The following is a 23945-nucleotide window of genomic DNA, read 5'->3' as shown; positions in this document are numbered from 1 at the left end:
AAAATGCCAGACGTACCTCGCCGTAAGCCGACAGCAATGGGTACGTATCACGGAAATTGCTCGAATGTTATGAAGAACAGAGACCTGACAGTATATATTGCCTGCTCGGTTATCCTCGCCGGATTGGCGCTTGCCCTTTACTTCTTCTTCAACAAACCTCACAGGGTGGCTCCACCCAAGGTAGAGGAGGCGGCAAAGGCCATAGTCTTCAAGGATGTCCATTATTCAGGAGAAAGCAAGGGGACTGTAGATTGGGAGATCAAGGCGAAAATCGCCCGAAAATATATCGACAAACCCGTGGTCGAAATGGAGGTCATAGAAGGGCAATATAAACCCAAGCCTGATACAACCGTATTCTTCAACGGCTCAAAAGGGAGAATGGATACAGATCAGGAAAACGGGGCTATGGAAGATGTGGTTATCCTTTATAAAAATGAGTATAAGCTCGTAACGAAGTATATGGATTTTGACTTTAAGAGAGGTTTTACCCGTACAGAAGCCCCAGTGGCCATAGAAGGGACAAAACTGGATCTGAAAGGGATAGGATTGTATGCGGACACGAACGCTCAGACAATAAGAATCCATAAGAATGTGGCCGGCTTTATTGAGAGCGCCAAAGGACGTTACAACTTCAGTTCCGACAGGTTCTTCTATTCCGTGAAGGATAGCGTCTATATCCTGGAAAACGAGGTTACCATGAAAGGCAAGGACATGGATCTTGTATGTGATAAACTCCATCTCATCAACAAAAATGATGAGGTGGAAAAGGTTGACGCAGTGGGGAATGTACGATTGGCATCAAAGGGCGCTATTGCGAAAAGCGACAAGGCAGTGTATCATTTTAAAGACGAAAAAGTCGTGATGACAGGCGCTCCACAGGTTACGAAAGATAAAATTGATATGGGTGGAGAATCAATAATCTATAACGTGAATGCAGAAAAATTTTCAGTGAACAAACCGAAAATGAGGATAGATAGACGATGAACGGGGTCGCGACGCTTTCAGCAGAAGGTCTGTTCAAAACTTATGGTTCAAGGAAAGTAGTGGACGGCATTGATTTACAGATAAATACAGGGGAGACAGTGGGTCTTTTCGGGCCGAACGGCGCGGGGAAAACAACAACTTTCTACATGGTGATAGGCTTCATAAAACCAAATGGCGGAAAGATTCTCCTAGACGGCGAAGATATCACCTCCCTGCCCATGTTTATGAGGGCCAGGAAAGGAATTACCTACTTGCCCCAGGAGCCTTCGATATTCAAAAAAATGACCGTCGCGGACAATCTCAAGGCCATACTTGAGTTCCAAGAAGAAGATCGCGAGTTGATGGACCATAAAGTGCAGGACTTTCTCGAAACATTCAAACTGGACCATCTGGCCAGGAATAATGCCGACTCATTGTCCGGCGGAGAAAGAAGGAGGTTGGAGATAGCACGGGCTCTCATGACCAACCCACATTTCGTGCTACTCGACGAGCCCTTCTCGGGAATCGACCCCATCTCGGTTTCAGACCTGAAGAAATTAATCAACGGCCTGCGCAGCAAGAAGATCGGCATATTACTGTCAGATCATAATGTAAGAGATTCTTTACCGATATGTGACAGAGCCTACGTGGTGAATAATGGAAAGGTGCTTCTCGAAGGAACCCCGGAGAGAGTAGCAAAAGACAAAATAGTAAGGGAAATCTATTTAGGAGAGGAATTCAACATTAATGTTGGGGCTTAGACAGACTCAGAGGCTTTCACCTATACTCACGCAGCAGCTTCAGCAGGCCATAAAGCTCCTGCAGTTATCTCAGTTGGAGTTAATGGAAGCGATAGAACTTGAGATAAATGAAAACCCTGTCCTCGAAATAAAAGAAGAAGAACCGGAGGAATCAATCCAGGAGCAGACTGAAGAAGAACCGATTGAAGAAAAAGAGGACATGACCGAGTGGCTTGAACTATATACGGCTTCCGAAGAGATATCCTCCGAATATGCAAACTTTGAGGAAAGAAATTATCCTGATTACGAAAACATGGTAAGCAAGACATCCAACCTCAGGGATTACCTGAGGTGGCAGATAGGCCTCTCCGATGTCACCCAAGAAGAACGGATCGTTGCTGAATGGATACTAGAGAACATAGATGACAATGGATATCTTGCATATCCCATCTCCGAGATAGCAAGCGCCTCTGGATTTTCAGTCGAGGGGTTGGAGAAAATCCTACTTAAAATCCAGAAACTCGATCCACCAGGTGTCGGAGCACAGAATCTCAGAGAATGTCTATTGATTCAGTGCAGAATGGAATCAGAAAAAGATCCGCTTCTTGAAAATTTTCTCATCAATTACTTTGATTTGGTCGAAAAAGGCAATATCAAAGATATTGTCAAAAAGACAGGGTTCCCCGTGGATCTCGTAAAGTCGCTCATAGAAAAAATCAAGAACTATGATCCGAAGCCCGGAAGAAACTTCGGGGATGACCATGTCTTTTATATGATACCCGACGTTTACGTGGCAAAACAAGAGGGTGAATTTGATGTTTTCTTAAATGAGGAAGACATACCCGAACTCCATGTGAACAGCCATTACATAGAGCTCTACGCGAATAAAAGTACGAATGGCGAGGACAGGAAGTACATAAAGCAGAAAGTCAAACAGGCGGAATGGTTCATCAAAAGCCTCCAGCAGCGTCAGCGGACGCTCTACCTTGTGGCAAAAAGCATAGTCTCTTTCCAGACCGGATTCTTCGAAAAAGGCCTGAAGGCACTCAAGCCGTTAATTCTCAAAGACGTGGCACAAGACATAGGCATGCACGAGTCGACGGTAAGCAGAATCACTACAAATAAGTATATTAGTACTCCCCACGGCATCTATGAGATGAAATTTTTCTTTCCCACGGGTATCGGAAAGGAAGAAGGAAATGAGCTTTCCACCAACGTCGTCATGGATATCATCGCCGAGGTCATAAAAGACGAGAACAAGGCAAAGCCTTTCACCGATGATGAGATTGTCTCCGTCCTGAAGAAATCCCACAACATAAAGATTGCCCGGAGAACTGCGGCCAAGTACAGAGAAGAGCTTCGCATCCCCTCGTCCAGAAACCGTAAATCGCAGTGAATTCAGTCGTCTTTTTCTACATCTTAATGGTTGCCACACGGAGGCGTCTGCTTCTGGCTGCGGGGCCTCAATCTTGTCGCCTAAATTTGAGACAAAATAAGGCCAAATTCACCGCGATCGGTCTATGGCCATAATTGCCGTCATTTCCGTGTTCTCGGGAATCAGGATTGAAGCCTCCTCATAGCTGGTATTGAGTTGCCTTTCTCTCCGATCCGCGCTCTTTCTATGTGCTTCTTAAGTAACTTTTCTTTGCCGAAGCGCTTGAAGGAAGGGTGCCGTTAACGATTGCCAACTGTCTGCCGTAAACTACTGGAATGTTATTCCGTCATCTCGTATGCATATTTCATTCGTGCCGCCTTGATGACCCTGGCGGCGGCAAGCCTTGATATTACCGAGATATCTTCGAGAAAGAGATAGCCTGATATGGACGGGTTGAAGAGAGTCTTCACCGACGGGCGAAATTCTTCGTCCCCTTCCCATAGAATAAAAGTAATTGGTACCCGTGGGAACGCATAAAAAGTAAACGAGGCATTGCCGAACTCCTCCCTTTTCCCTCCCATAGCAAGCCCTGATTCAAGAAAGGCGTCCTTGTTGTATCCGAAGGCTGACACGAGCGGCTTCGTCACTCTTGCCTCGAAAACGGGGAGATAGGACCGCGTGCCCGGAATATCCTCGTAGGAAATCCGATCGTCCGCAAGCGGAATGCCGGAAGCCCTGACAAGATAGTGCAATATTACAATCTTCATGACAAGACTCACGGTTGCGCTTTTGGAACTTCTGAACGAGAAACCCGGCATTTCCACGGTAATAATCTCATCGAAAAACGGCACTTCAATCGCCACCCCGTGATCTTTCCCGCTAAAACAGACACCGGCATCGCCAGTTTTTTCTCTTATATCAAGACGCACGAGATCGGCGCAAGCCATATCAAAAACCTTTTTGTATATCTTCTGCTTCCTGAGTTCCACTATGTCCCGGCTACGTTTGCTGAAATCTGCGCTGCGGCTATGGAATTCCTGATTTCAAGGAATTTCTTCCTGTAGTCTCCACTATGAAATATCTCGACGCCCATAACAAGTATATTGGCGCCAGCCGCAACCACCCTGGCGGCGTTTGCGGCTTTGATACCCCCGTCCACTTCAATGTCGATATCCCTTCCGGAGGCTTCTATTATCTTCCTGGTCTCTTCTATCTTGGCTTCCATTGAGGCGATATATGCCTGACCCCCAAAGCCGGGGTTGACGGTCATGATAAGGACCATGTCAACAATATGTATGACATACTCCAGGGTACTCTCGGGCGTGGAAGGGTTAAGGGATATACCGGCCTTTTTGCCAAGAGACTTTATACGGTCGATGGTTCGGAAAACGTGGTTGTCCGCCTCGGCATGAATCGTAATAATATCGGCCCCAGCTTCCGCGAAATTATCCACATGCATTGCAGGATTTTCTATCATAAGATGCACATCCAGCGGGACCGACGATACTTCTTTCGCCGCCTCCACGATAAGAGGTCCAATTGTGATGTTCGGCACGAAATGGCCATCCATCACATCCACGTGAATGAGATCCGCCCCTGCTTTTTCGACTTCTCTGATCTCCTGACCAAGTGTCGAGAATTTGCAGGAGAGGATGGAAGGCGCAATAAGGATTCTGCCCATTTTATCCTCCGCTTGAGTTTATGATTATATTGTCGTCGCCGCTAAAGATAGATTTCGGCGGCGTGGCAACCACCTTTGGAGCTATAACCAGAAGAGCGGGCTCCTCTTTTCCGTAAAGCAACCTGTATTTGATCTTTTTACTGTCCAGCTCTTCAATGAGCGCCCCCACCTCCGGTTCCCTGATTTCCGGCATCAGATAATATGTCTCAGGTTCCCGCCCTACAAACAAAGTAACCGTGGCTCCTTCCAGGATTTTCGTGCCGGCACCGGGAACCTGGGCAATCACCTGACCCACCTTCCTGTTTGGCACATAAACAGTCTTTTCCACTTCGAGCTGCTTCTCTTTCAACGCCTTTTCAGCCTCTTCAAGCGACTCGTTTATTATACCAGGAAGCTCCACAAGTTGAGGTCCTTCGGACACGAGCACATTAACCACGCGGCCTTTTCTTATGGTAATATTTGCCTCTGGCTTCTGAACCGTAATATATCCGTAAGGAACGTCACTTCTAGGCTCATATCTGGCGACACTCAGGGAAAGGCCCTTGCCTTCCACAATATGTTTTGCCTCTTCAATCTTCTGCCCTCTCACGTCTGGACATACCACAGTAACTCCTGACTTTAAAAGGACATTTACCGTAATATATGACGAGAGAAAGAAGACTGCCACAGGCGTTATCAGATAAATGATACCTCTCGTCCACTTCATGCTTTTCTAAACCTTGCAATAAAAAATCCATCCATACCCGTTTCCTGAGGCAGGGACAAATAATATCCTTCGTTGGCACCAAAAGAGAAAGGTCTTTCGAGAATAATTTCTCTCTCTTTTCCAAACCGCGTCAAGACTTCCACTGTCTCTTCTGGTTCGAACGAGCATACGCTATACACCATACGCCCCCCTTGCCTGAGGTTATCCCACAGACTCTTCAATAAATCTAGCTGATAATTGCCGAAACGTATCACATCCTCCTTTTTCCTGCGACATTTGATCTCTGGATGCTTCCTTATGATGCCGAGAGACGAGCATGGGGCGTCGGCAACTATGATGTCGAACAATCCTTTTCTGAATGGAACCCTGAGGGCGTCCCCCGCAACGACATTCGCCTTTTTCGGAATGAGCCTGAGTCTCCTTATATCGTTATCCATAGCCACTATTACCGGTCCGGCACTTGATTCCATGAGCTGCCCTGTCTTCGTTCCAAGACCAGCACACGCATCAAGTACAAGATCGTCTTTCCCCGGTTCAGCCGCGGAAGTCACGAGTTGGGACGTCTCATCCTGAATACTTACAAGTTTCTCCTCAAAAAGACGGGACACCAGAACAGGGCCGAGTTTGTCCACGCGAAGGGCCGAATCAAGCAACTTCCCCGGCGATGGCTTGATTCCTTGCGCTTTGAGTTCCCTAATGACATCCTCTTTCGATATCCTTTCCAAATTGATCCTCACCGCGAACGAGGGCGGCTCATTAAGGAGAGTCAGAAGTCTTTCAGTCTCCTTCCCTCCAAACCTGTTTCTCCACCTTTCAACTATCCATTCAGGAAAAGAATGGGAGATGGAAAGTCTGCAAACAGGGTCTTCAGGATAGGTCATCTGCTCTCTTTCCCTGACGAACCGCCTCAATACGGCATTAACAAAGTTGGCAACCTTCGCGCCTTTTTGCTTCTTCGCGAACTCCACCGCTTCTTTGACCACGTGGTAGTGCGCTTTTTTCATAAATGCAATCTGGTAGAGACTGATCAAGAGAAGATGTCTGGTATCCCCTTTTGCCTCCCTGTCGATCAGCTTCTCAAGGACCCAGTCAAGATAGATCTTTTGCCTGACAACACCTGATGCAATCTGATAGACGAGCCCCTTAATGGCTTCGGGCACCTTGCGGGCCGAAAAACAGGTATTCACAGCCTCGTCCAAGAATGCGCCCTCATCCACATCCTTTATGATTTGCAGGGAAATGGCTCTTAAGGCAGCGCCGAACTTATCGTCGATAGGCCATATCCTCCAGCCTCTTGACCCTCTCTTCTATGGGGGGATGGGTGCTGAAAAGCGTGCGCACGCCTTTCGCGCTGAAAGGATTAACAATGAAGAGTGGCGCGGTGGAGGGATTGGCGTCATTCATGGGGTTCCGGGCGACACCGCTGTTTAGCTTCCTCAGCGCATCTGCAAGGTGAATCGGGTTACCGGAAAGTGCAGCCCCGCCCTCATCCGCAAGATATTCCCGCGACCTTGATATGGCAAGTTGAATGAGCATGGCAGCGAAAGCGGCGAGCATAGAAAATACGATGATGCTGAAAATATTGCCTCTCTCGTCATCACTCCCACGGCCGCTGAAGATGGAGGCAAATCTTGCCCAGTTGCCGATCATGGTGATGGCGCCTGCAATAGCCGCCGCCACGGACTGAATAAGTATGTCCCTGTGTTTTATGTGCGCCATTTCATGCGCCAGAACACCTTCCAGTTCGTTTAGGCTCAGGATCCTCATGATACCGCTGGTTACAGCTACCACGCCGTGTTCGGGATTCCTGCCTGTGGCGAAAGCGTTGGGGCTGTTGCTCTCAATTATATAGACTTTCGGCATGGGAACTGAAGCCTTCTGGGCAAGAGAGGCTACAATTCTGAATAGCTGAGGAGCTTCAGTCTCTGTGACCTGTTGAGCCCTATACATGGTGAGCACTATCTTATCGCAAAACCAGTAGCTTACGAAGTTCATGCCAAGAGCGATCAGGAAAGCGATTTGGGCCCCCGATCTACCCCCAATAATACTGCCCAGCGCCACGAGTATTATTGTAAGGACAACCATCAAAAAGAATGTTTTTGTCTGGTTCATGTAAAGCCTCCGAAAAGCATTATTATAGTTTATTATATTGCTTTTACAAAGGCTTTTCAAGGCTTACCTGCACAGCGCTCAGGAACGATCGTTGGTTGTCAACGAAAACAAGCATAAATGAAAATCGTTTAAGTCACGCTGAAGTGTCATACCTTATGGCCCCAAGAATAAAACCATTGGCTGAACCGCATTTAAGGGTTTACATGGCGGTCGGATGAGGAATATTCCCTAGCGTCCTTTTTTAGTAACGGGATTACACCCGCACAACCCACGCCTCATAAACCCATCGCGTATTTGCTACAACCGCCCAAATCTGCTAATATTATATATTAAGTATAGATTTCAGCTTCAAAGAAAGGTGCTTCACATGGACAAGGTACAGATTGAGACACTGCCCGAGGCCAGAGAGATTGATGGGGCGAAACGATGGGGAGGGTAAGGGGGAATTCGCCCAGATAATCCACGGGGAAGTGGCGAGACACCTCGCTTTTTTCGAGCTGAAGAAAGAACACACACGAGGCAGCCATTACCACGCGCTGAAAGACGAGACCTTCTACGTGATCGACGGCGTTATGCGTGGCATTTGCATTGATATAGACTCCGGCGAGAGGGCTGAATACACCGTACGTAAGGGTGACAAGATGCACATTCACCCACGGTGCGCTCACATCTTCTATGGAATGGAAGATGCCCTTGTTGTGGAATATAGTCCTCAGGCCTATGATAAAAGATGCATACCGAGTCGAATTCGATTTGACGACATAATTAAGGAAGAGTATGGCGGAGATAAAGAGTGCGATTGAACTGGCGATGGAGAGGACCAGGAACCTTATCATGGACGACCATGAAAAGAGGGAATTTCAGAAAAAAGATCTGGAGAACAGGGTTCGGGCTTTATTGCGAAGGTATCTGGAAGGCATTACGGAAATGGACAGGGCGATGACTGAGATGGATGAAATTGAGGCCGAACCTAGATTCAAGCAGAAGTTCCTTGTGAACCTGCTTATCGAAGACCTCGACATTACCAAGGAGAATGGCCGAGCACTAGATCTGTTACACCTCGTGGGCAATGGTCTGTCAGGCCGCATTGTGGCCAGGCTTGATGAAATCAGGGATGAATTTGTCCTTGAAATGGAAAAGAAGAAAAGTGTGGTACGCAGCAAAATTGAGAGCCGCCTTGAAGGCATGGGCATTGCAGGCAACGGTTTGGACATTAACGTGGAAGCTTGGGAAGAATGGGACGATGCACGGGCCAAGACGGGACTTATTTTCAGAAAGCAGGTGGATGAGTGGAAAGAGAGGCTGGTCAAAACATTGGATAAAGACTGATCCTATTCCGTCTTACATAATTTTTCCAAGAGTACATCTTCAAGGAACAGCATAATTAAACTCGAAGAGATATACAACAAAGAGAAAAAGGGTCTTGCACAGATTATCGGTACCGACCCGGTGGAGTTCGTCCACCGTTATGATCTGGCCGAAGATAAAGAGATCGTCGGCTTTCTCGCCTCTCAGTTCGCCTATGGCAGGATTGATGTAATGAAGAGGTTTCTGGGAACCCTCTTTGAGATAATGGGTCCGAATCCTGAGAAGTTCACAAGGAAGGGTAATTTGGCGGTACTTGACGGCCTCTATTATAGATTTCAGGATAGCGGTGAAATAACACAGCTTCTTGTCGTATTGCGGAAAATATTAGACGGGTACGGAAGTATGGGCCAGTTTTTGAGGGCAGGATACGAGGGAGATATCAGGGAGACCCTCTGGGGATTGAGGGAACGCCTTCACATAAAAGGCAACGAACTTATCTTTTTCTTTCCGAAACGGCTCCCGGCGAGCCCTCTCAAACGATGGAGCCTCTATCTCAGATGGATGGTAAGAAAGGACGCTATTGATCAAGGCCTCTGGACTTTTATCAACAAGAGAGATCTCGTGGTGCCCCTCGACACCCACCTTTTCAAGATAGGCCGCTGTCTCCAATGGACGAAACGAAAAAGTCCCTCGTGGAATGCGGCACAGGATATTACAAAGGCGCTTAAAGATTTGAGTCCTGAAGATCCCCTTAAATACGACTTTTTCCTGTGCCACAGAGTTGGTATAGGCGCGAGATGCGGGGGAGCGCGGACAGAGGATTGCGCACGGAAGTGCCTTTTAATTATTTAAAGGAGGTCTGGTAGTTGAAATTCAAGATCATCAGCCTTGGATGTCCCAAGAATCTTGTAGAATCCGAATATATCACTCATCGACTTGAAAAGGACGGCCACAGTCTGTCTGACGACTGCGATGCTGTGGTGGTGAATACCTGCGCTTTTATCAGCGATGCGGCAAAGGAGTCGATAGAGACCGTCCTCGAAGAGGCGGTGGCAAAGGAGTCAACAGGTCGAAGATTGATCGTCACGGGCTGTCTTGTGGAGAGGTATAAAAACAGTCTGAAAGAACTGCTTCCCGAGGTTGACCTCTTTGTGGGCAGGAATTCTTATAGTGAAATAGGGAACCTCATCGGGTCATCCGGTCTTGTCTTCAATGAGGGCGGCTTTTCCGGTACTTTCCCGAGAAAAATCCTTACGAGCGGACCCTCCGCATACCTCAAGATCCAGGAAGGTTGCGACAACAGGTGCACCTACTGCACCGTCCCTGATATTCGCGGCCCCCTCACGAGTAGAGATGTGGAAAACGTAAAAGAGGAGTTCCTCTGGCTTCTTTCCGAAGGCTATAAGGAGATCAACATCGTGGGACAGGATATTACGTCTTTCGGGAAAAACTCCGGCACAAACCTGAAATCGCTCCTCAAATCACTTCTTGCTGTCAAAGGTGATTATTACTTAAGACTCCTCTACATGCATCCCCGGCGCATTGATGAAGAACTCATTGACATGATGACACACGAGCAGAGGATCATCCCTTATATGGACATGCCCATCCAGCATTCGGAGGACTCAATCCTCATGTCCATGAAAAGAGGATACACCAGGGCGGATATGGAACGACTGCTCGGGTATATCACGGCTAAAGCGCCGGACATGACACTTCGAACCACCCTCATACTGGGCTTTCCGGGAGAGACCGAACAAGATTTTGCCCGCCTCTCGGAGTTCGTAAAAAAATGGGAATTCGATATGCTGGGCGCTTTCATGTATTCCAGAGAGGAAGGCACTCCGGCATGCAGGATGAAGGGGCAGATAAAGAAGGCCGTCAAGAAAGAAAGATACGAAACTATTATGGAGATTCAGCAGGAGATATCGAAAAGACGACTCTCCAGGCTCACAGGCAGGACCATGAAGGTAATTATCGAAGGAGAAGAACAAGATCATATGGTAGGGAGGCTCTTAGTCCAAGCTCCCGACATTGACGGCATGGCCTTTATAAAGGGTGGCGGCAAGATTGGCGAGATAAGAGAAGGCAAAATAGTGAAAACCCTAGCTTATGATGTTATAGTGGAGTTGCAGGAGGGAAAGAAAAATGGAACCAATAAATGAACTGGTAGCAGTCAGAAAAGAGAAAGAAAAACAACTGAAGGGTCTTGGCATCGAGACTTACCCTCAGGACCGGGGTCCGTATGCAAACACCGCAGATGTGGAGAGCCGGTTCGGTACACTCAGCCACGAAGAGTTTGAAAAAACGGAAGAGCAGGTTTCCGTCGCCGGTAGGATTATGGCATTCAGAGATTTCGGCAAAAGCGCCTTTCTCCATATCCAGGACCGCAAAGGCAGGATACAAGTATATGTGAGAAAGGACATCCTGAAGAACCCATCATTCGATATTTTCAAAAAATTCGACATAGCGGACATCATCGGTGTCACAGGTAAGGTGTTCAAAACAAAAACGAATGAACTTACGATCCTTGCTGACCAGGTGAAACTCCTCACCAAATCGCTTCGCCCTCTGCCTGAAAAATGGCACGGCCTCAAAGACGTGGAGGAACGGTATAGAAGAAGATACCTTGACCTCATTGTAAACGAGAAGGTAAAAGAGGTTTTTATAAAAAGGGCAAAGATCATCGAATTCATCAGGAAGTATTTCGTCGGAAGGGACTTTGTGGAAGTCGAGACCCCTATGATGCATACTATTCTGGGCGGGGCCACCGCAAAACCTTTTACCACCCACCATAACGCCCTCAATATGGACCTCTACCTCAGAATCGCCCCGGAGCTCTACCTCAAGCGCCTCGTTGTCGGGGGATTAGAGCGCGTTTTCGAGGTAAACAGGAACTTTCGGAACGAAGGAATATCTGTCCGTCATAACCCCGAATTCACCATGCTCGAATTCTACCAGGCATACGCTACCTACGAAGACAATATGGCCCTCACCGAGGACATGGTCTCATCTCTCGTCTTTGATCTTTTCGGAACCCACAAGATTGAATTCAACGGACAGGAGATCAATTTCTCACCCCCGTGGCGAAAAATGACCATGGAAGATGCAGTAAGAGAGATCGGAGGATTCGATCTTGGGAAGGCAGACGATATGCAAACCCTCATCGCTTTTGCCAAGACCCTGGAGCTTGAAGATGTAGACAAGGACACGAAGGGCAAACTTATTACCAAAATCTTTGAGGAACTTTGCGAGAAACAGTTGATCCAGCCCACGTTTATTACCCATTATCCCGTCGAGGTCTCTCCTCTAGCGAAGAGGAGCAAGGAAAGACCGGAGGTCACTGAGAGGTTCGAACTCTACATCTCTGGTATGGAGATTGCGAACGGATTCAACGAGCTGAACGACCCGGAAGATCAGAAGGCCAGATTTCTTGAACAGATTAGAGACAAAGAGGAAGGCGCCATGATGGATGAAGATTACATCATGGCTCTTGAGCATGGTCTCCCCCCCACCTCAGGAGAAGGTATAGGCATCGACAGACTGACCATGCTTCTCACGGACAGCCAATCCATACGGGAAGTCATTCTCTTCCCGCTTTTGAGGCCATGAAATACGAGACGAGTATTGGATTAAGATATCTGCGATCAAAGAGGAAGGAGGCGTTCATTTCCTTCACGACTTGGATTTCCGTAGCAGGCATTGCCATTGGGGTAATGGCCCTCATCGTCGTTATCGCGGTAATGACGGGTTTTCAGGATGAGATAAGAGAACGGATCCTTGGGGTCAACCCTCACATCCTTGTCCTTGACCCACGTGGAGAAATACGTGACGTAAACCAAGTAGTGGATACCGCCAGAAACACCCCTGGGGTGACGCATGCCTTTCCTTTTGCCACCTTTCAGGCGATGGTGCAGAGTGGAAGGCAACTTTCCGGCGTCGCAGTCAAAGGGATAAATGCCGATGACATGAAATTTATGAAGAACCTGATAAAAGAAGGCGGATTGGATGCCCTGGACAGGAGCGGCAACATACTTATCGGTAAAGAGCTTGCAGCTCACATGGGGTTGTTCTACGGTGACAGCTTCACCCTCATGATACCTTTTGGCGGCGTCTCCCCCATGGGGGCAGTACCCGAGACATTGAGGGCGCGTGTGGGCGGTATATTTGAAACCGGCATGTACGAGATTGATAACACTCTCGCCATAATGTCCCTTCAAGACGTAGAGAAAATGGCCAGTCTCGGAGCTACGGGGGTGGAGATTAAACTTACAGACATCTATAAGGCAGATGAGCAGCAAAAAGAGATCATGAAGCGCTTGGGTCCAGAATATTTCACCAGAACTTGGATCCAGATGAACAAAAATCTTTTCTCTGCTTTGAAACTGGAAAAAATCGCCATGTTCATTATCCTTGCATTGATCATATTCGTGGCCAGTTTCAATATCGTAAGCTCCCTCATTATGACGGTCATGGAAAAACAAAAGGATATCGCCATCCTCAAGGCTATAGGGGCAAAGAAGAGGAGCATCATGAAGATTTTCGTAGTAGAAGGAATCAGCATCGGCGCCCTCGGAGCCTTCATAGGATCCATGAGCGGATACCTTCTTTGTCAAATCCAGCAGCACTACAAGATCATCACACTGCCTAAAGATATTTATTATATAAGTACACTGCCCATGAAAATCAGTCTCTTCGACGTCGTTCTTCTTGCCCTCGTGACCACATGCATTTGTATCCTCGCAACACTCTATCCTTCTTACAGGGCCGCAAAGATAGATCCTGTGGAGACGCTGCGTTATGAGTGATACAATTCTAAGCGTAAAAGGACTGAAAAAGACGTACAAGAAGAACGGGGTCCAGTTGCAGGTGATCAAAGGAGTCGACCTTGATGTGGAGAAAGGTGACTTCATTACCATTATGGGTCCATCTGGCGCTGGCAAAAGCACGTTCCTCCATATCCTCGGAACCCTTGATCAGCCAACAGAGGGAGAGATATTCTTCAAAGGCCACAATGTCCGGCAATTCAGTGAAGACGAAGCAAGCAGGTTCAGAAACGAAAGAGTCGGATTCATCTTCCAGTTCTATCATCTGCTCCAGGATTTCGACGTGATCGAAAACATCAAGATGCCTCTCATGATCAGACGCATGAACATGACCGACATCGCGGCAAAGGCCGAAACCTTCATGGAGATCATGGGTTTGAGCACGAGAAGACACCACAAACCGGGAGAACTATCCGGCGGCGAACAACAAAGGGTAGCTACCGCGCGTGCCCTTGTGAGCGAACCAGAGCTCATTCTCGCCGACGAACCGACCGGTAACCTCGACCGAAAGACAGGGCGAGAAGTACTGGACTACATTCTCTCCGTAAACAAGAAGCTCTCGTCCACGCTCATCCTAGTAACCCACGACCCAGAAATCGGGGCGCTAGGCAGGCGGCGTTTTAACATGGTTGACGGAGAGTTGTTCCCGGTATAGCGTTTGAAGACCTAGCCCATTATGTATTGGAAAATAGCTATACCTGTGCCAACCGTCTTAAGCGTATCATAAATTCGACCTTACCTGATATATGGATCGCACGGGCCAATTTCTTTGTGAATAAAGCCCTGTTCGACTTTTACATATTCTATATAAGAAGGCAATGGTATCCGAACGTGTTACGTCTGGACAGGCACGGGGCATATATCTGTCTTGACTTCGAGCTATCGTTTGCACTACATTTACCTAATTGATCTGCCCATGCGTAAAATTCTCTATCATCGACCGATAATATGGATGAGCTAGTTTCCGTGCTCATACTGAACTGGAACGGAGGAGCATTTATCGCGAAATGCCTCGACAGTATTCTTTCCCAAGATTACCCTAACCTTGAGACTATCGTGGTAGACAACGGCTCGGACGACGGTTCTCCGGACATGATACGCAAAAATTACAAAAGCGTGATTCTCCTTGAGACCGGGCAAAATCTGGGTTTCGGAGCAGGTAATAACATCGGAATCACCCAGACGAAAGGAACCTGTATCCTGGTCCTCAATAACGATGCGACCCTTCATCCGGCCTGTATCAGCGAGATGAAAAAATCACTTGAGAAAGATCCTGGGTTCGGTGCCTGCGCCTCAAAGATCTACATTGCAGATCCTCCCGACACACTTGATGCGGCCGGTATCACGGTATTTCCTGACGGGCTCTCCATAGGCCGGGGGAGACTCGAGCCTGGTTCTCTCCACCAAAAAGAAGAGGAGGTGTTCTTTGCAAGCGGATGCTGTGCCCTTTACAGAAGAGAAATGCTTGAAGATATAAAGGTGGGCGATGAATATTACGACGAGGATTTCTTCGCCTATGCGGATGATACGGATGTAGGGTGGCGGGCACGCCTCAGGGGATGGCGGTGTATATATGCTCCTTCCGCTCTCGCATGGCATCTTCACTCCGCTTCTTCAGGAACTTATTCCTCTCTCAAGGCTTATCTGGTAGAAAGAAACCGGATATGGCTTCAGGTCAAGAATTTTCCCTTCCCTTTGATTCTCTATGGTGAGTTTTTTACGTTTTACAGATACATACTTCAGACGTACGGCGCATTCACGGGCAGAGGAGCGTCGGGCGCATTTTCGAAGACCTACTCCAGAGGAATGCTCATGCTAATCCTTTTCAGGGCGTGGCGAGACAGTCTGAGAGGCCTTCCCCGCATATTGGCGAAGAGAAGGGAAATACAGAAACGTCGCTCTGTATCCACGAAAGAAATGTTCCGTCTCATGAAACTCTACGGCATCGGCACCAAAGAAATATCTTTCAAGGGCTGACCTTTCTGTCGCGATCAAGAGGAAAATTTCAAGCTAAGAGATGCGGTTTAAATTCCTAGACTCATGAGCTTGCCCCAGAGAGCCTGTATCTGGCGTGCCATAATAGTGCAAGTCAATCTCTTGCCACGTGAAGGATGGGAATTCTAGTTCAGTATGTAATCGTGCCGGGATTAAGGAAACTCTGATCCTGCGGCTTCTTGACATTTTCCACAAAAGATATGATATCTAAAAGACTTATGGGATCATTTGATACCAAAGGTCCTGGTAGCAGCAAGGACAACTGCTTGCTCCCGAAAGACACTGTTTCTGAGGCGGTTCTCCGGCCCGCAGACGGACTTATTATGCTCGGCGCAATTCATAAAGACGAGAACGGTTCCGGATTACTCGACCGTTGGCTTGAGGCCGTCGAACCACGGGTAATTACACTAGAATTCTCCCATTACAGCATGAGATTCAGAAAGGAAATGGGACCTGCGTTGAAAAGACAAATCGAAGAGGCGTATAACAGATTGAAAAAGAATAACCTGCCGTGTTATGACAATACGTTATCTATGGTACTCACATATGTCGCGATGCCTTACGAATTCGACAGAGCGTCCCGGTATGCACAAGAGCACGGCGTACCGCTCCACCTGGTTGATATGGATTTTTTTTCTTATATCAAGCTCAAAGAAATGGAGAAATTCCTGAGTACCGACAATCTGGAAAGGTTTCTGACACAAAAGAGCGAAGGAAGGGCCGATCAAGAGAAGGTGCTGGCCCGACTCTTCTTTGATAAAGGGGTAAAAACAGGGACATACACAGAAGAGATGTCCATGAGAGACCAATACATGAGCAACAAAATCGCCGTCCTAAGGAAATATCATAAAGGGAAAAAATTCCTCCATATCACGGGGTGGCGGCATCTTGAAGATCCATTCGATCTGTACGGTCCCTTGAAACCTGTAAAGGTATTTATTTATGATAAAACTCTTTGTGTTTGATCTGGGAAATGTGATCCTCCCTTTTGAGCACAGACAGATCGCGATAAGGCTGCTCAAAAAAACCCGGAGGAAGATTGTTCCCTCCCCTCAAGAATTTTTCTCTTTTATGTTCGATATGGAGAATGGACTCGTCAATCCCTATGAAGAAGGTCTCATTTCCTCTATGGAATTCTTCGTGATCATCAGGGACCGTTATGAACTGCAAATCAGCTTTGACGAGTTTAAGAATATCTGGAACCCAATTTTTCAGAGTAATCCCGACATGGATGAGGCAATACAATATCTCAAATTTAAAAGGCTGCCTCTTTTCTTGCTGAGCAATACGAATGAGCTCCATTTTTCATATATCATAAAGACCTACCCCATCGTGCATGCCTTCGACGAATGGATACTATCGTTCGAGGTTGGCGCCAAAAAACCAAAGAAACGGATATTTGACGTGATTTTCGAAAAAATGGACATTTCTTCGGGGAGCGTATTCTATGTTGATGATATTGCGGAAAATGTGGATGCCGCAAGGGCGTGCTGGTGTCAGGGAATGGTCTTCAAAGAGGCGTCTGAATTGTGGGAAGTGATCAGGAAAAATGAGATCTGAGAATAGGCACGGAGGTTGGGCGGATGGGAAGGTTAATGGGCGTAAGGCAAATGTACGGGCAAAGAACTGATGAGGAGGGAAGACAACCATGATCAGCTATCCCGACATAGATCCGGTGATCGTCAAGATAGGACCGCTAGCTCTCCGGTGGTACGGCCTCATGTACGCTTTCGGTTTTATCTCTTCGTATCTCTTATTGTGTTACCAATTAAGAAAGAAAAAAATCAGTATCGCTCAAACCACAATTGACGACCTCTTTTTTTGTCTCATCCTCGGGCTTATCGTGGGGGCGAGGCTCGGGTACGTTCTTTTTTACAATCTTGGATTTTATTTGGAGCATCCCGCTGAGGCTCTGGCACTTTGGCATGGCGGCATGTCCTTTCACGGAGGACTCATAGGGGCAACCATTGCAGGCTATATTACAATAAAGCGAAAACGCCTCAACTTTTTCGGCATTGGAGACCTTATCATTCCTACCTGCCCTGTTGGTCTCATGTTCGGAAGGATAGGCAATTTCATCAACGGTGAGCTCTTTGGGAAACCTTCACAGTTCCCATGGGCTATGATATTCCCCCAGGGGGGCGCACAGCCAAGGCACCCTTCGCAACTCTACGAGGCATTCTTGGAAGGTCTCGTAATGTTCATTGTCCTTTGGATATATAAAGACAAGAAGAAAAGGGACGGGGATGTACTCGCCCTTTTTCTTGTGCTTTACGGCGTTTTCAGAATATTCTGTGAGCTATTCAGGGAGCCTGACCTGCAATTAGGTTATTTTCTGGGCATTCTGTCCATGGGACAGATATTGAGCCTGGCCATGATAGCGGTGGGTCTTGGCTTGAAGTTTATCTACCTTCCCAGAAAGGAACAGAACGGGAAATGGGTACGATAAGCCGGATCATAGACTAAACGGCGCCTTTGGCGTTGGTTCCAAGATAGGCTACATCTATTCCGTCGCCAATAGCTACACTACCTATTCTTCGTCGCCGAAGCTGCAGCGCACTGCACAGTGGAAAAGTGTAAAAACCACTTCATTAACGCCTGGAAATATGGCCTAGGTGCGATTACGCTAACGGGCAAATTTCCTAGACTCAGTACGCCGGGAATGCTTGGCAGGACGGCCAGACTCAACCATCAATTATGGAACTCATGGAGTTTCTCCGGGCAATACGCTTCGGGGGCAGGCATATCGATTGCATATGACATGCTGGCTTGGACCTCCCGTCTCTTCACGACAGAAACGCTAAAACCCGAGACCATGGCCCGATTGCTCACGGTTGCAACCCCTCCATGATGACTTGCAGGTTCGAGGTTACCCACAATGACTTGGGTTACCAACACACGGGGTGCGCTTGGGTCAAACCCGGATCTTCTGCTGATCTCCTCATTTACCCCAAACAGGGCCATGCCATGTTCATCGGTTTCAACGGCAGTGATAGCCATTCGCCCTTGTTCTTCGGATTCGCAGGATCATTCTTAAGACCCGCGATGCTACAGAGCATGTCTTGGGCGGAACACCTCATCCAACCTCATATACCGACACCATCACGAAGGGAAAAGAAACAACGCAATGATTTATCGACGTACCTTCCTATTTCGTTACCCTCTCAGAAAAAGATGCATTACCTGGAGAACAACATTCAGAAATGTTGATAAAGATGGGCATACATCCAGGACCAGATACAATGCTCTGCCTCTGGTCGGTGAGCAAGATATTTATGGACAAGCCTATTGCAAATGCCATTATTATGATATAATGTTCTCTAGAAAATTAGTCCCTGATGAGGAGGTCAATCGGCTTTTTTGGAAGACAGAAGACACGAGGAAGGGCTCTTAAAGCTTTCCTTTGATGACACAAATGTTGCGCGAAATCTATTTGGTCCGCAGGATGAAAATATAAAATACCTGAAGAAATACTTCAATGTAAAGACCAGCATCAGAGGCAACCATCTCACGATCATAGGCGAAAAAAAAGAAATTGAAAACACCAATAAGGTAATCGGACAGCTTCATGGGATCATCAAGAAAGGCTTTATCGTGAACCAGGCCGATATAGATCATGCGGTACGCCACATCGTCCATACCAATAATATGCTTGACGAGTTATACAAAGACCAGATCTATATTTTCCCCTCAAAGAAGCTGATAACCCCGAAGACGCGCAATCAGAAGATTTATATAGAGGCTGTAAAAAAGCACGACATGGTTATCGGCATAGGCCCGGCGGGCACCGGCAAGACATATCTCGCCATGGCCATGGCCCTCTCCTCGTATTACAGAAAAGAGGTGTCCAGGATCATTCTGACCAGACCGGCCATTGAAGCGGGGGAAAAGCTCGGCTTCCTTCCCGGGACTTTGCACGATAAAGTAAATCCTTACCTTAGACCTCTCTATGACGCGCTCTACGACATGGTAGACATGGAAAGGGCCACCAGGCTGCTCGAAAAGGGGATAATAGAGATCGCGCCCCTGGCTTTCATGAGAGGAAGAACTCTGAACGATGCCTTTATCATTCTTGACGAGGCCCAGAACACGGTGTCAGAACAGATGAAAATGTTTCTTACGAGGCTCGGATTCTCCTCAAAGACCGTGATTGCCGGTGATGTGACACAGATTGACCTCCCGGACAAGAAATCGAGCGGCCTTGTGGAAATTCAGGGTATTCTCAAGGGAATAAAGGGTATTCAGTTTGTGTATTTCACCGGCAGAGACGTGGTTAGGCACCCTCTGCTTCAGAAAATCATCAAGGCTTATTCAACAAGAGAGTCGGAATCTAGGGGTAGGAACAATGCAAATTCTTAAGGATAAGAAAGATAAACCTACCTCACATCCCGACTGGAAAAAAATTTCTGTTCTTTTCTTCTTTGCTTTAGCTCTCACTCTAATCATACATATCAGGTATCCATTCCAGATCGCCAGGTACAATCTTGGTGATATTTCGAGGGAGAACATCAAATCTCCCTCAGAGTTGCGTATCCCCGGGACCGGGATAACGGTAAAAAAAGGCGAAATCATCGTCAGAGAAGGGGAACGGGTCAACGATTTACATCTCAGTATCCTTTCACGACTAAACGAGCTTGAAAAAAAGGAGGTGGTAATTGGGAAGTTCCTGTCCATCTTTGCTTTGCTCTTTCTGTCCATTGCCGTCATTTATGAATATGCCCGGACAAACATCAAGAAATTTGCACTGTCACAAAAAGACCTTATCTTTGGCTCCCTTCTCACTGTATTTACTATTTCCTTCGTAAAAGCGCTGGTCCTCATTTTCGGATATTTCGTCCAAGACAATGCGACTTACATATTCTACATTGTACCCATATTTCTGTTCGGGATCATAATGAGGATCGTCCTCTTTTCGGAAGCCACCATCATTTTTTCTCTTATCTTAAGTATAGCCATGGGATTTGCTTTTCAGGAAAGCTTTGCCGTATTTCTCTATACTCTGCTCGCAAACATCCTTGCCTCCCATTTCTCTGGAAGATGTGAGAACAGGAACACGATCCTGAAGGCAGGGATCTACACTGCCTTTATCATGAGCTTCGCCATGATTCTTTTTCACGTGTTTTTCGGAGAATCTCTGTCCGACATTCCCATAAAAATAGTCTTTATCCTTTTGAGCGGTATAGGGAGCAGTTTTATCGCCCTCGGTCTCCTTCCCATCATAGAACATCTCTTCGCCTACACCACGGACATAAAACTCCTGGAGTTGGCAAACCTTGAACACCCACTCCTTGAAGCCATGATGGTTGAAGCCCCGGGCACGTATCATCACAGCATTCTTGTGGGCAACCTTGCGAAAGCCGCTGCCGAGAGTATCGGAGCCCACCCTCTCCTGACCCGCGTATCAGCGTATTACCACGACATAGGAAAACTTAAACTGCCTCATTATTTCATTGAAAACAGGATCAGTTTTGATGACGCTCACAAGGGGCTAAGCCCTAACATGAGCGCCCTCATCATTCTTTCCCACGTAAAAGAAGGCGTTGATCTTGCCGACAAATACAAACTCGGACGAAAAATAACGGAAATGATACGTCAGCACCATGGAACCAGCGTGGTCAGTTATTTTTTCAGCAGGGCGAAGGAATTGGAGGACCCGAAGTTTCATCTCGTAAACGAAAATGATTTCAGATACTTGGGGCCTAAACCCCAGACAAGGGATGCAGGCATTCTCATGCTCGCCGATGCAGTAGAGGCGTCATCAAGGACTCTTGAAGAGCCGACGCCGAAGCGGATTGAGACGCATATTCAAAATATCATAGAGAATATATTCCTTGACGGGCAACTTGACGAGTGTGAACTTACGTTGAAGGACCTCTATGCAATTCAAAAAAGCTTCATCACGATCCTGATAGGCATATTCCACCATCGAATACAATACCCGGAAAGGACAACCAATGACGGCGCTGATAAGAGATTCCCAAAGATCGTTCAAAACGGACAAAAGGCGCATACAAAAGATAACGGAAAACCTACTCAAGTATTTAAAGCTACCGGATAAGGATGTGAGCATCCTGTTTATTAATAACAGGCAAATACAAAAACTGAACAGGGAATTTTTCGGAAAAGACAGGCCAACGAATGTGATATCTTTTTCTTATCTTGGAGGGGTCTGTCACGGAAGCTCCTCCGGCGCCGCAGTCGGTCCCGGGGAGGCACGTAAACCGGAAATGCCGGAATTACCTTGTGAAATAATCGGCGATATTATAATCTCTCTTGAGAAGGCGCAGGAAGAGGCAGATGGGGCTCACATCCCTTTCTACGAAAGGGTTGCCGCCCTTATTATTCATGGGTTACTTCATATAGTCGGTTTTGACCACGAAAAGGGAGGCAACGAGAGCAGGAGAATGAGATACAGGGAAAAAAAGCTTCTCACGTATGTTACGTCGCTTGAAATCTATAAAGAGATCACCCTTTAGCCTTCCTCTCCTCTCAGGTGCCCTGCTCGTCCTCATCCAGCCGCCTGTTTCTCTCTCATATCTCGCCTTTTTTGCCCTCATTCCCCTGTTCTATTCGCTGGACGAAGGAAGTTTTCGGCGAAGCCTGATATCGGGCTATATCACCGGGGTCGCCTGCTACCTGGGATTGATTTACTGGGTTATCGTCGCCATGCACAAGTATGGCGGCATCAATATCTATCTCAGTTTTCTCATCCTAATGCTGTTCGTATTTTATATGGCCACCTATACGGCATGCTTCGCTCTCGGGATCATGTTTCTTCAGAACAAGTTCTCCATCCCTTTCTATCTCACCGCACCTCCAATCTGGATAATGCTTGAATACCTGAGAGGCGCTCTTCTCACAGGATTCCCTTGGAGTTTCCTGGCCCACTCGCAATATAACTTCCTCCCTTTTATTCAGGTGGCCTCCATTACGGGTACCTATTTCATCTCCTTCCTCATTGTGGCGGTGAATGCCATTGCCTTCACTCTGCTCCGCAGAAGAAAGATTTCCCTCGTATATTCTGCCGTCATATTTGTCTTGTTGCTTTCATCAATCACATATGGAATCGCAAAACTCCATTCCCAAGATTCTGGTGGATTGAAAGCCGCTATAATACAGGGAAATATCGCCCAAGACGTCAAGTGGGACGAAGCGTTCAAGGTAAAGACCGTCAACACGTACTACCAGGCCACGGTGAATACAGATAAAGACGTCAACATTGTGGTGTGGCCAGAAACCGCGATACCTGTTATCTTCGATCAGGAGCCTAATGTAAAAACATATATAGGGAGTTTACCCTCCATTACCGGGGCCCTCCTCCTCTTCGGTACCGTATCGAGGACCGCAGACAACAGACTTTATAACTCCGCTTATGTGCTCGGCCCCGACAACAGAGAAGAGGGACGGTACAGCAAGGGCCACCTCGTCCCCTTCGGGGAGTACACGCCGCTCAGGTCCTGGCTTTCCTTCCTTGAAAAACTAAGCGAAAAATTAAGCATGCAGGTCGGTGAGTTTTTTCCAGGAGAAAACCATGAGCCGGTGTGCACAGATAAAGGCAGGATCGGCATGCTCATCTGCTATGAGGGCGTATTCCCTTACATAACAAGAGAGACTGTGCAAAGGGGCGCCCAGGTCCTTGTAAATATCACGAACGACGCCTGGTATGACCGCACGTCTGCCCCATATCAGCACCTTGCGTTTTATGTGTTCAGGGCTGTGGAATCCGACAGGTTTGTGCTAAGGGCGGCAAATACCGGGATCAGCGCCATCATAGACCCCCAGGGCCGCATCCGAAAGAAGACCCCGATCTTCGAGCCGGCAGTGCTGACAGGGGAGTTCACCTTAAAAGAGACAAAAACGCTCTACATCCGTTACGGAGATTACTTCGTGACGCTCTGCGTGATTTTTTTAGCGGCGCTCATATTGGCAAGCCCAAAGGTCCGGGCGTACCGCCGCCGCCCATGATTCCTATGCCATTGGCCGTTAAAACCGTCTTTGCAACAGTCAAGGTAACTTCCCTGACTCCTTCCATCACTTGCGATTGCAAACTATCAATCACATTAACAATGCTGTCGATAAGGAACATCGTCTATCATGGGAGTACAATGATATTTCTATACAACATAACCCCGTCAGGGCTTATTTGTTTATCCCTGACGGGGTTATGTTGCTTAATTTAAGTTATCGGTATATTCGGTATATCAAAGCTTACTCTTTTTTGTAGCTCACAAGCCTGCGG

24 protein-coding genes are annotated in these 23945 nt (G+C 47.3%); 18 read left to right on the top strand and 6 right to left on the bottom strand.

Going from position 1 to position 23945, the window contains the following annotated elements; translation table 11 throughout:
• The first annotated feature begins 3 nt into the window (after positions 1-3).
• From lptC to rpoN, 3 genes are read left to right on the top strand one after another with little or no spacing between them, the layout of a single operon-like run.
• The gene (gene lptC, locus LBQ00_07630) at positions 4-984 is read left to right on the top strand and encodes an LPS export ABC transporter periplasmic protein LptC (protein ID MDR2018723.1); all 981 of its coding nucleotides are present in this window, start codon (positions 4-6) and stop codon (positions 982-984) included.
• The gene (gene lptB, locus LBQ00_07625) at positions 981-1724 is read left to right on the top strand and encodes an LPS export ABC transporter ATP-binding protein (protein ID MDR2018722.1); all 744 of its coding nucleotides are present in this window, start codon (positions 981-983) and stop codon (positions 1722-1724) included. The genes lptC and lptB overlap by 4 nt, the downstream gene beginning before the upstream one ends.
• Complete coding sequence (gene rpoN, locus LBQ00_07620; protein ID MDR2018721.1) at positions 1711-3099, top strand: RNA polymerase factor sigma-54; 1389 nt, start codon at positions 1711-1713, stop codon at positions 3097-3099. Before lptB ends, rpoN begins: the two co-directional genes overlap by 14 nt.
• A gap of 317 nt (positions 3100-3416) precedes the next feature.
• Here rpoN and LBQ00_07615 read toward each other — a convergent pair whose 3' ends face one another.
• Genes LBQ00_07615 through htpX form a run of 5 tightly spaced genes read right to left on the bottom strand, consistent with a single transcriptional unit; the run spans position 3417 to position 7577 of the window.
• Positions 3417-4067 carry a DUF3786 domain-containing protein gene (locus LBQ00_07615; GenBank protein ID MDR2018720.1) on the bottom strand — a complete coding sequence of 217 codons (651 nt, stop codon included), beginning with the start codon at positions 4065-4067 and terminating at the stop codon, positions 3417-3419.
• Positions 4067-4759 carry a ribulose-phosphate 3-epimerase gene (rpe, locus tag LBQ00_07610; GenBank protein ID MDR2018719.1) on the bottom strand — a complete coding sequence of 231 codons (693 nt, stop codon included), beginning with the start codon at positions 4757-4759 and terminating at the stop codon, positions 4067-4069. The genes LBQ00_07615 and rpe overlap by 1 nt, the downstream gene beginning before the upstream one ends.
• A gap of 1 nt (position 4760) precedes the next feature.
• Positions 4761-5465 (bottom strand): PASTA domain-containing protein, encoded by a 705-nt coding sequence (locus tag LBQ00_07605; protein ID MDR2018718.1) that lies wholly within the window; start codon positions 5463-5465, stop codon positions 4761-4763.
• Positions 5462-6700, bottom strand: a complete 1239-nt coding sequence (locus LBQ00_07600) for a hypothetical protein (GenBank protein ID MDR2018717.1) — start codon at positions 6698-6700, stop codon at positions 5462-5464. The genes LBQ00_07605 and LBQ00_07600 overlap by 4 nt, the downstream gene beginning before the upstream one ends.
• A gap of 28 nt (positions 6701-6728) precedes the next feature.
• Positions 6729-7577, bottom strand: a complete 849-nt coding sequence (gene htpX / locus LBQ00_07595; GenBank protein ID MDR2018716.1) for a zinc metalloprotease HtpX — start codon at positions 7575-7577, stop codon at positions 6729-6731.
• Between the two features lie 413 nt (positions 7578-7990).
• On the opposite strand from htpX, the gene LBQ00_07590 reads away from it, so the two are divergent.
• The 11 genes from LBQ00_07590 to lgt all read left to right on the top strand — a co-directional run bounded on the left by LBQ00_07590 (position 7991) and on the right by lgt (position 18155).
• On the top strand, positions 7991-8380 hold the full coding sequence (locus LBQ00_07590) for a cupin domain-containing protein (GenBank protein ID MDR2018715.1): 390 nt from the start codon (positions 7991-7993) through the stop codon (positions 8378-8380).
• Positions 8355-8906 (top strand): hypothetical protein, encoded by a 552-nt coding sequence (locus tag LBQ00_07585; GenBank protein ID MDR2018714.1) that lies wholly within the window; start codon positions 8355-8357, stop codon positions 8904-8906. Before LBQ00_07590 ends, LBQ00_07585 begins: the two co-directional genes overlap by 26 nt.
• Before the next feature lie 120 nt (positions 8907-9026).
• The gene (locus tag LBQ00_07580; protein ID MDR2018713.1) at positions 9027-9737 is read left to right on the top strand and encodes a TIGR02757 family protein; all 711 of its coding nucleotides are present in this window, start codon (positions 9027-9029) and stop codon (positions 9735-9737) included.
• 14 nt (positions 9738-9751) lie between these two features.
• The gene (gene rimO / locus LBQ00_07575; GenBank protein MDR2018712.1) at positions 9752-11050 is read left to right on the top strand and encodes a 30S ribosomal protein S12 methylthiotransferase RimO; all 1299 of its coding nucleotides are present in this window, start codon (positions 9752-9754) and stop codon (positions 11048-11050) included.
• Positions 11034-12497 carry a lysine--tRNA ligase gene (gene lysS, locus LBQ00_07570; protein ID MDR2018711.1) on the top strand — a complete coding sequence of 488 codons (1464 nt, stop codon included), beginning with the start codon at positions 11034-11036 and terminating at the stop codon, positions 12495-12497. Before rimO ends, lysS begins: the two co-directional genes overlap by 17 nt.
• Positions 12494-13693: a lipoprotein-releasing ABC transporter permease subunit gene (locus LBQ00_07565; GenBank protein ID MDR2018710.1), complete on the top strand. Its 1200-nt coding sequence runs from the start codon at positions 12494-12496 to the stop codon at positions 13691-13693. Before lysS ends, LBQ00_07565 begins: the two co-directional genes overlap by 4 nt.
• On the top strand, positions 13686-14366 hold the full coding sequence (locus LBQ00_07560; protein MDR2018709.1) for an ABC transporter ATP-binding protein: 681 nt from the start codon (positions 13686-13688) through the stop codon (positions 14364-14366). Before LBQ00_07565 ends, LBQ00_07560 begins: the two co-directional genes overlap by 8 nt.
• Before the next feature lie 293 nt (positions 14367-14659).
• A complete protein-coding gene (locus LBQ00_07555; protein ID MDR2018708.1) occupies positions 14660-15688 on the top strand; it encodes a glycosyltransferase family 2 protein in 1029 nt (342 codons plus the stop codon).
• Between the two features lie 218 nt (positions 15689-15906).
• Positions 15907-16671: a hypothetical protein gene (locus tag LBQ00_07550; protein ID MDR2018707.1), complete on the top strand. Its 765-nt coding sequence runs from the start codon at positions 15907-15909 to the stop codon at positions 16669-16671.
• Positions 16649-17266, top strand: coding sequence for an HAD hydrolase-like protein (locus LBQ00_07545; GenBank protein MDR2018706.1), 618 nt, complete (start codon positions 16649-16651; stop codon positions 17264-17266). Before LBQ00_07550 ends, LBQ00_07545 begins: the two co-directional genes overlap by 23 nt.
• Positions 17267-17354: 88 nt before the next feature.
• Positions 17355-18155, top strand: a complete 801-nt coding sequence (gene lgt, locus LBQ00_07540; GenBank protein MDR2018705.1) for a prolipoprotein diacylglyceryl transferase — start codon at positions 17355-17357, stop codon at positions 18153-18155.
• Positions 18156-18397: 242 nt separating this feature from the next.
• On the opposite strand, the gene LBQ00_07535 is transcribed toward lgt, so the two are convergent.
• Positions 18398-18706, bottom strand: coding sequence for a hypothetical protein (locus LBQ00_07535; protein ID MDR2018704.1), 309 nt, complete (start codon positions 18704-18706; stop codon positions 18398-18400).
• A 360-nt stretch (positions 18707-19066) separates the two neighbouring features.
• Between LBQ00_07535 and LBQ00_07530 the strand changes: the two genes are divergently transcribed.
• From LBQ00_07530 to lnt, 4 genes are read left to right on the top strand one after another with little or no spacing between them, the layout of a single operon-like run.
• Positions 19067-20065 (top strand): PhoH family protein, encoded by a 999-nt coding sequence (locus LBQ00_07530; GenBank protein ID MDR2018703.1) that lies wholly within the window; start codon positions 19067-19069, stop codon positions 20063-20065.
• Positions 20052-21764 (top strand): HDIG domain-containing protein, encoded by a 1713-nt coding sequence (locus LBQ00_07525; GenBank protein ID MDR2018702.1) that lies wholly within the window; start codon positions 20052-20054, stop codon positions 21762-21764. The genes LBQ00_07530 and LBQ00_07525 overlap by 14 nt, the downstream gene beginning before the upstream one ends.
• Positions 21661-22182, top strand: a complete 522-nt coding sequence (gene ybeY / locus LBQ00_07520) for an rRNA maturation RNase YbeY (GenBank protein MDR2018701.1) — start codon at positions 21661-21663, stop codon at positions 22180-22182. The genes LBQ00_07525 and ybeY overlap by 104 nt, the downstream gene beginning before the upstream one ends.
• Entirely contained in the window at positions 22154-23671 is a 1518-nt protein-coding gene (lnt, locus tag LBQ00_07515) for an apolipoprotein N-acyltransferase (protein MDR2018700.1), read from the top strand. The genes ybeY and lnt overlap by 29 nt, the downstream gene beginning before the upstream one ends.
• Positions 23672-23945 lie beyond the last annotated feature (274 nt).

The sequence above is a fragment of the Syntrophobacterales bacterium genome, assembly GCA_031274925.1.
Taxonomy (GTDB): domain Bacteria; phylum Desulfobacterota; class Syntrophorhabdia; order Syntrophorhabdales; family Syntrophorhabdaceae; genus PNOM01.
The sequence above is the reverse complement of the archived record's forward strand: the minus strand, read 5'-3'. Positions and strand labels throughout refer to the sequence as shown.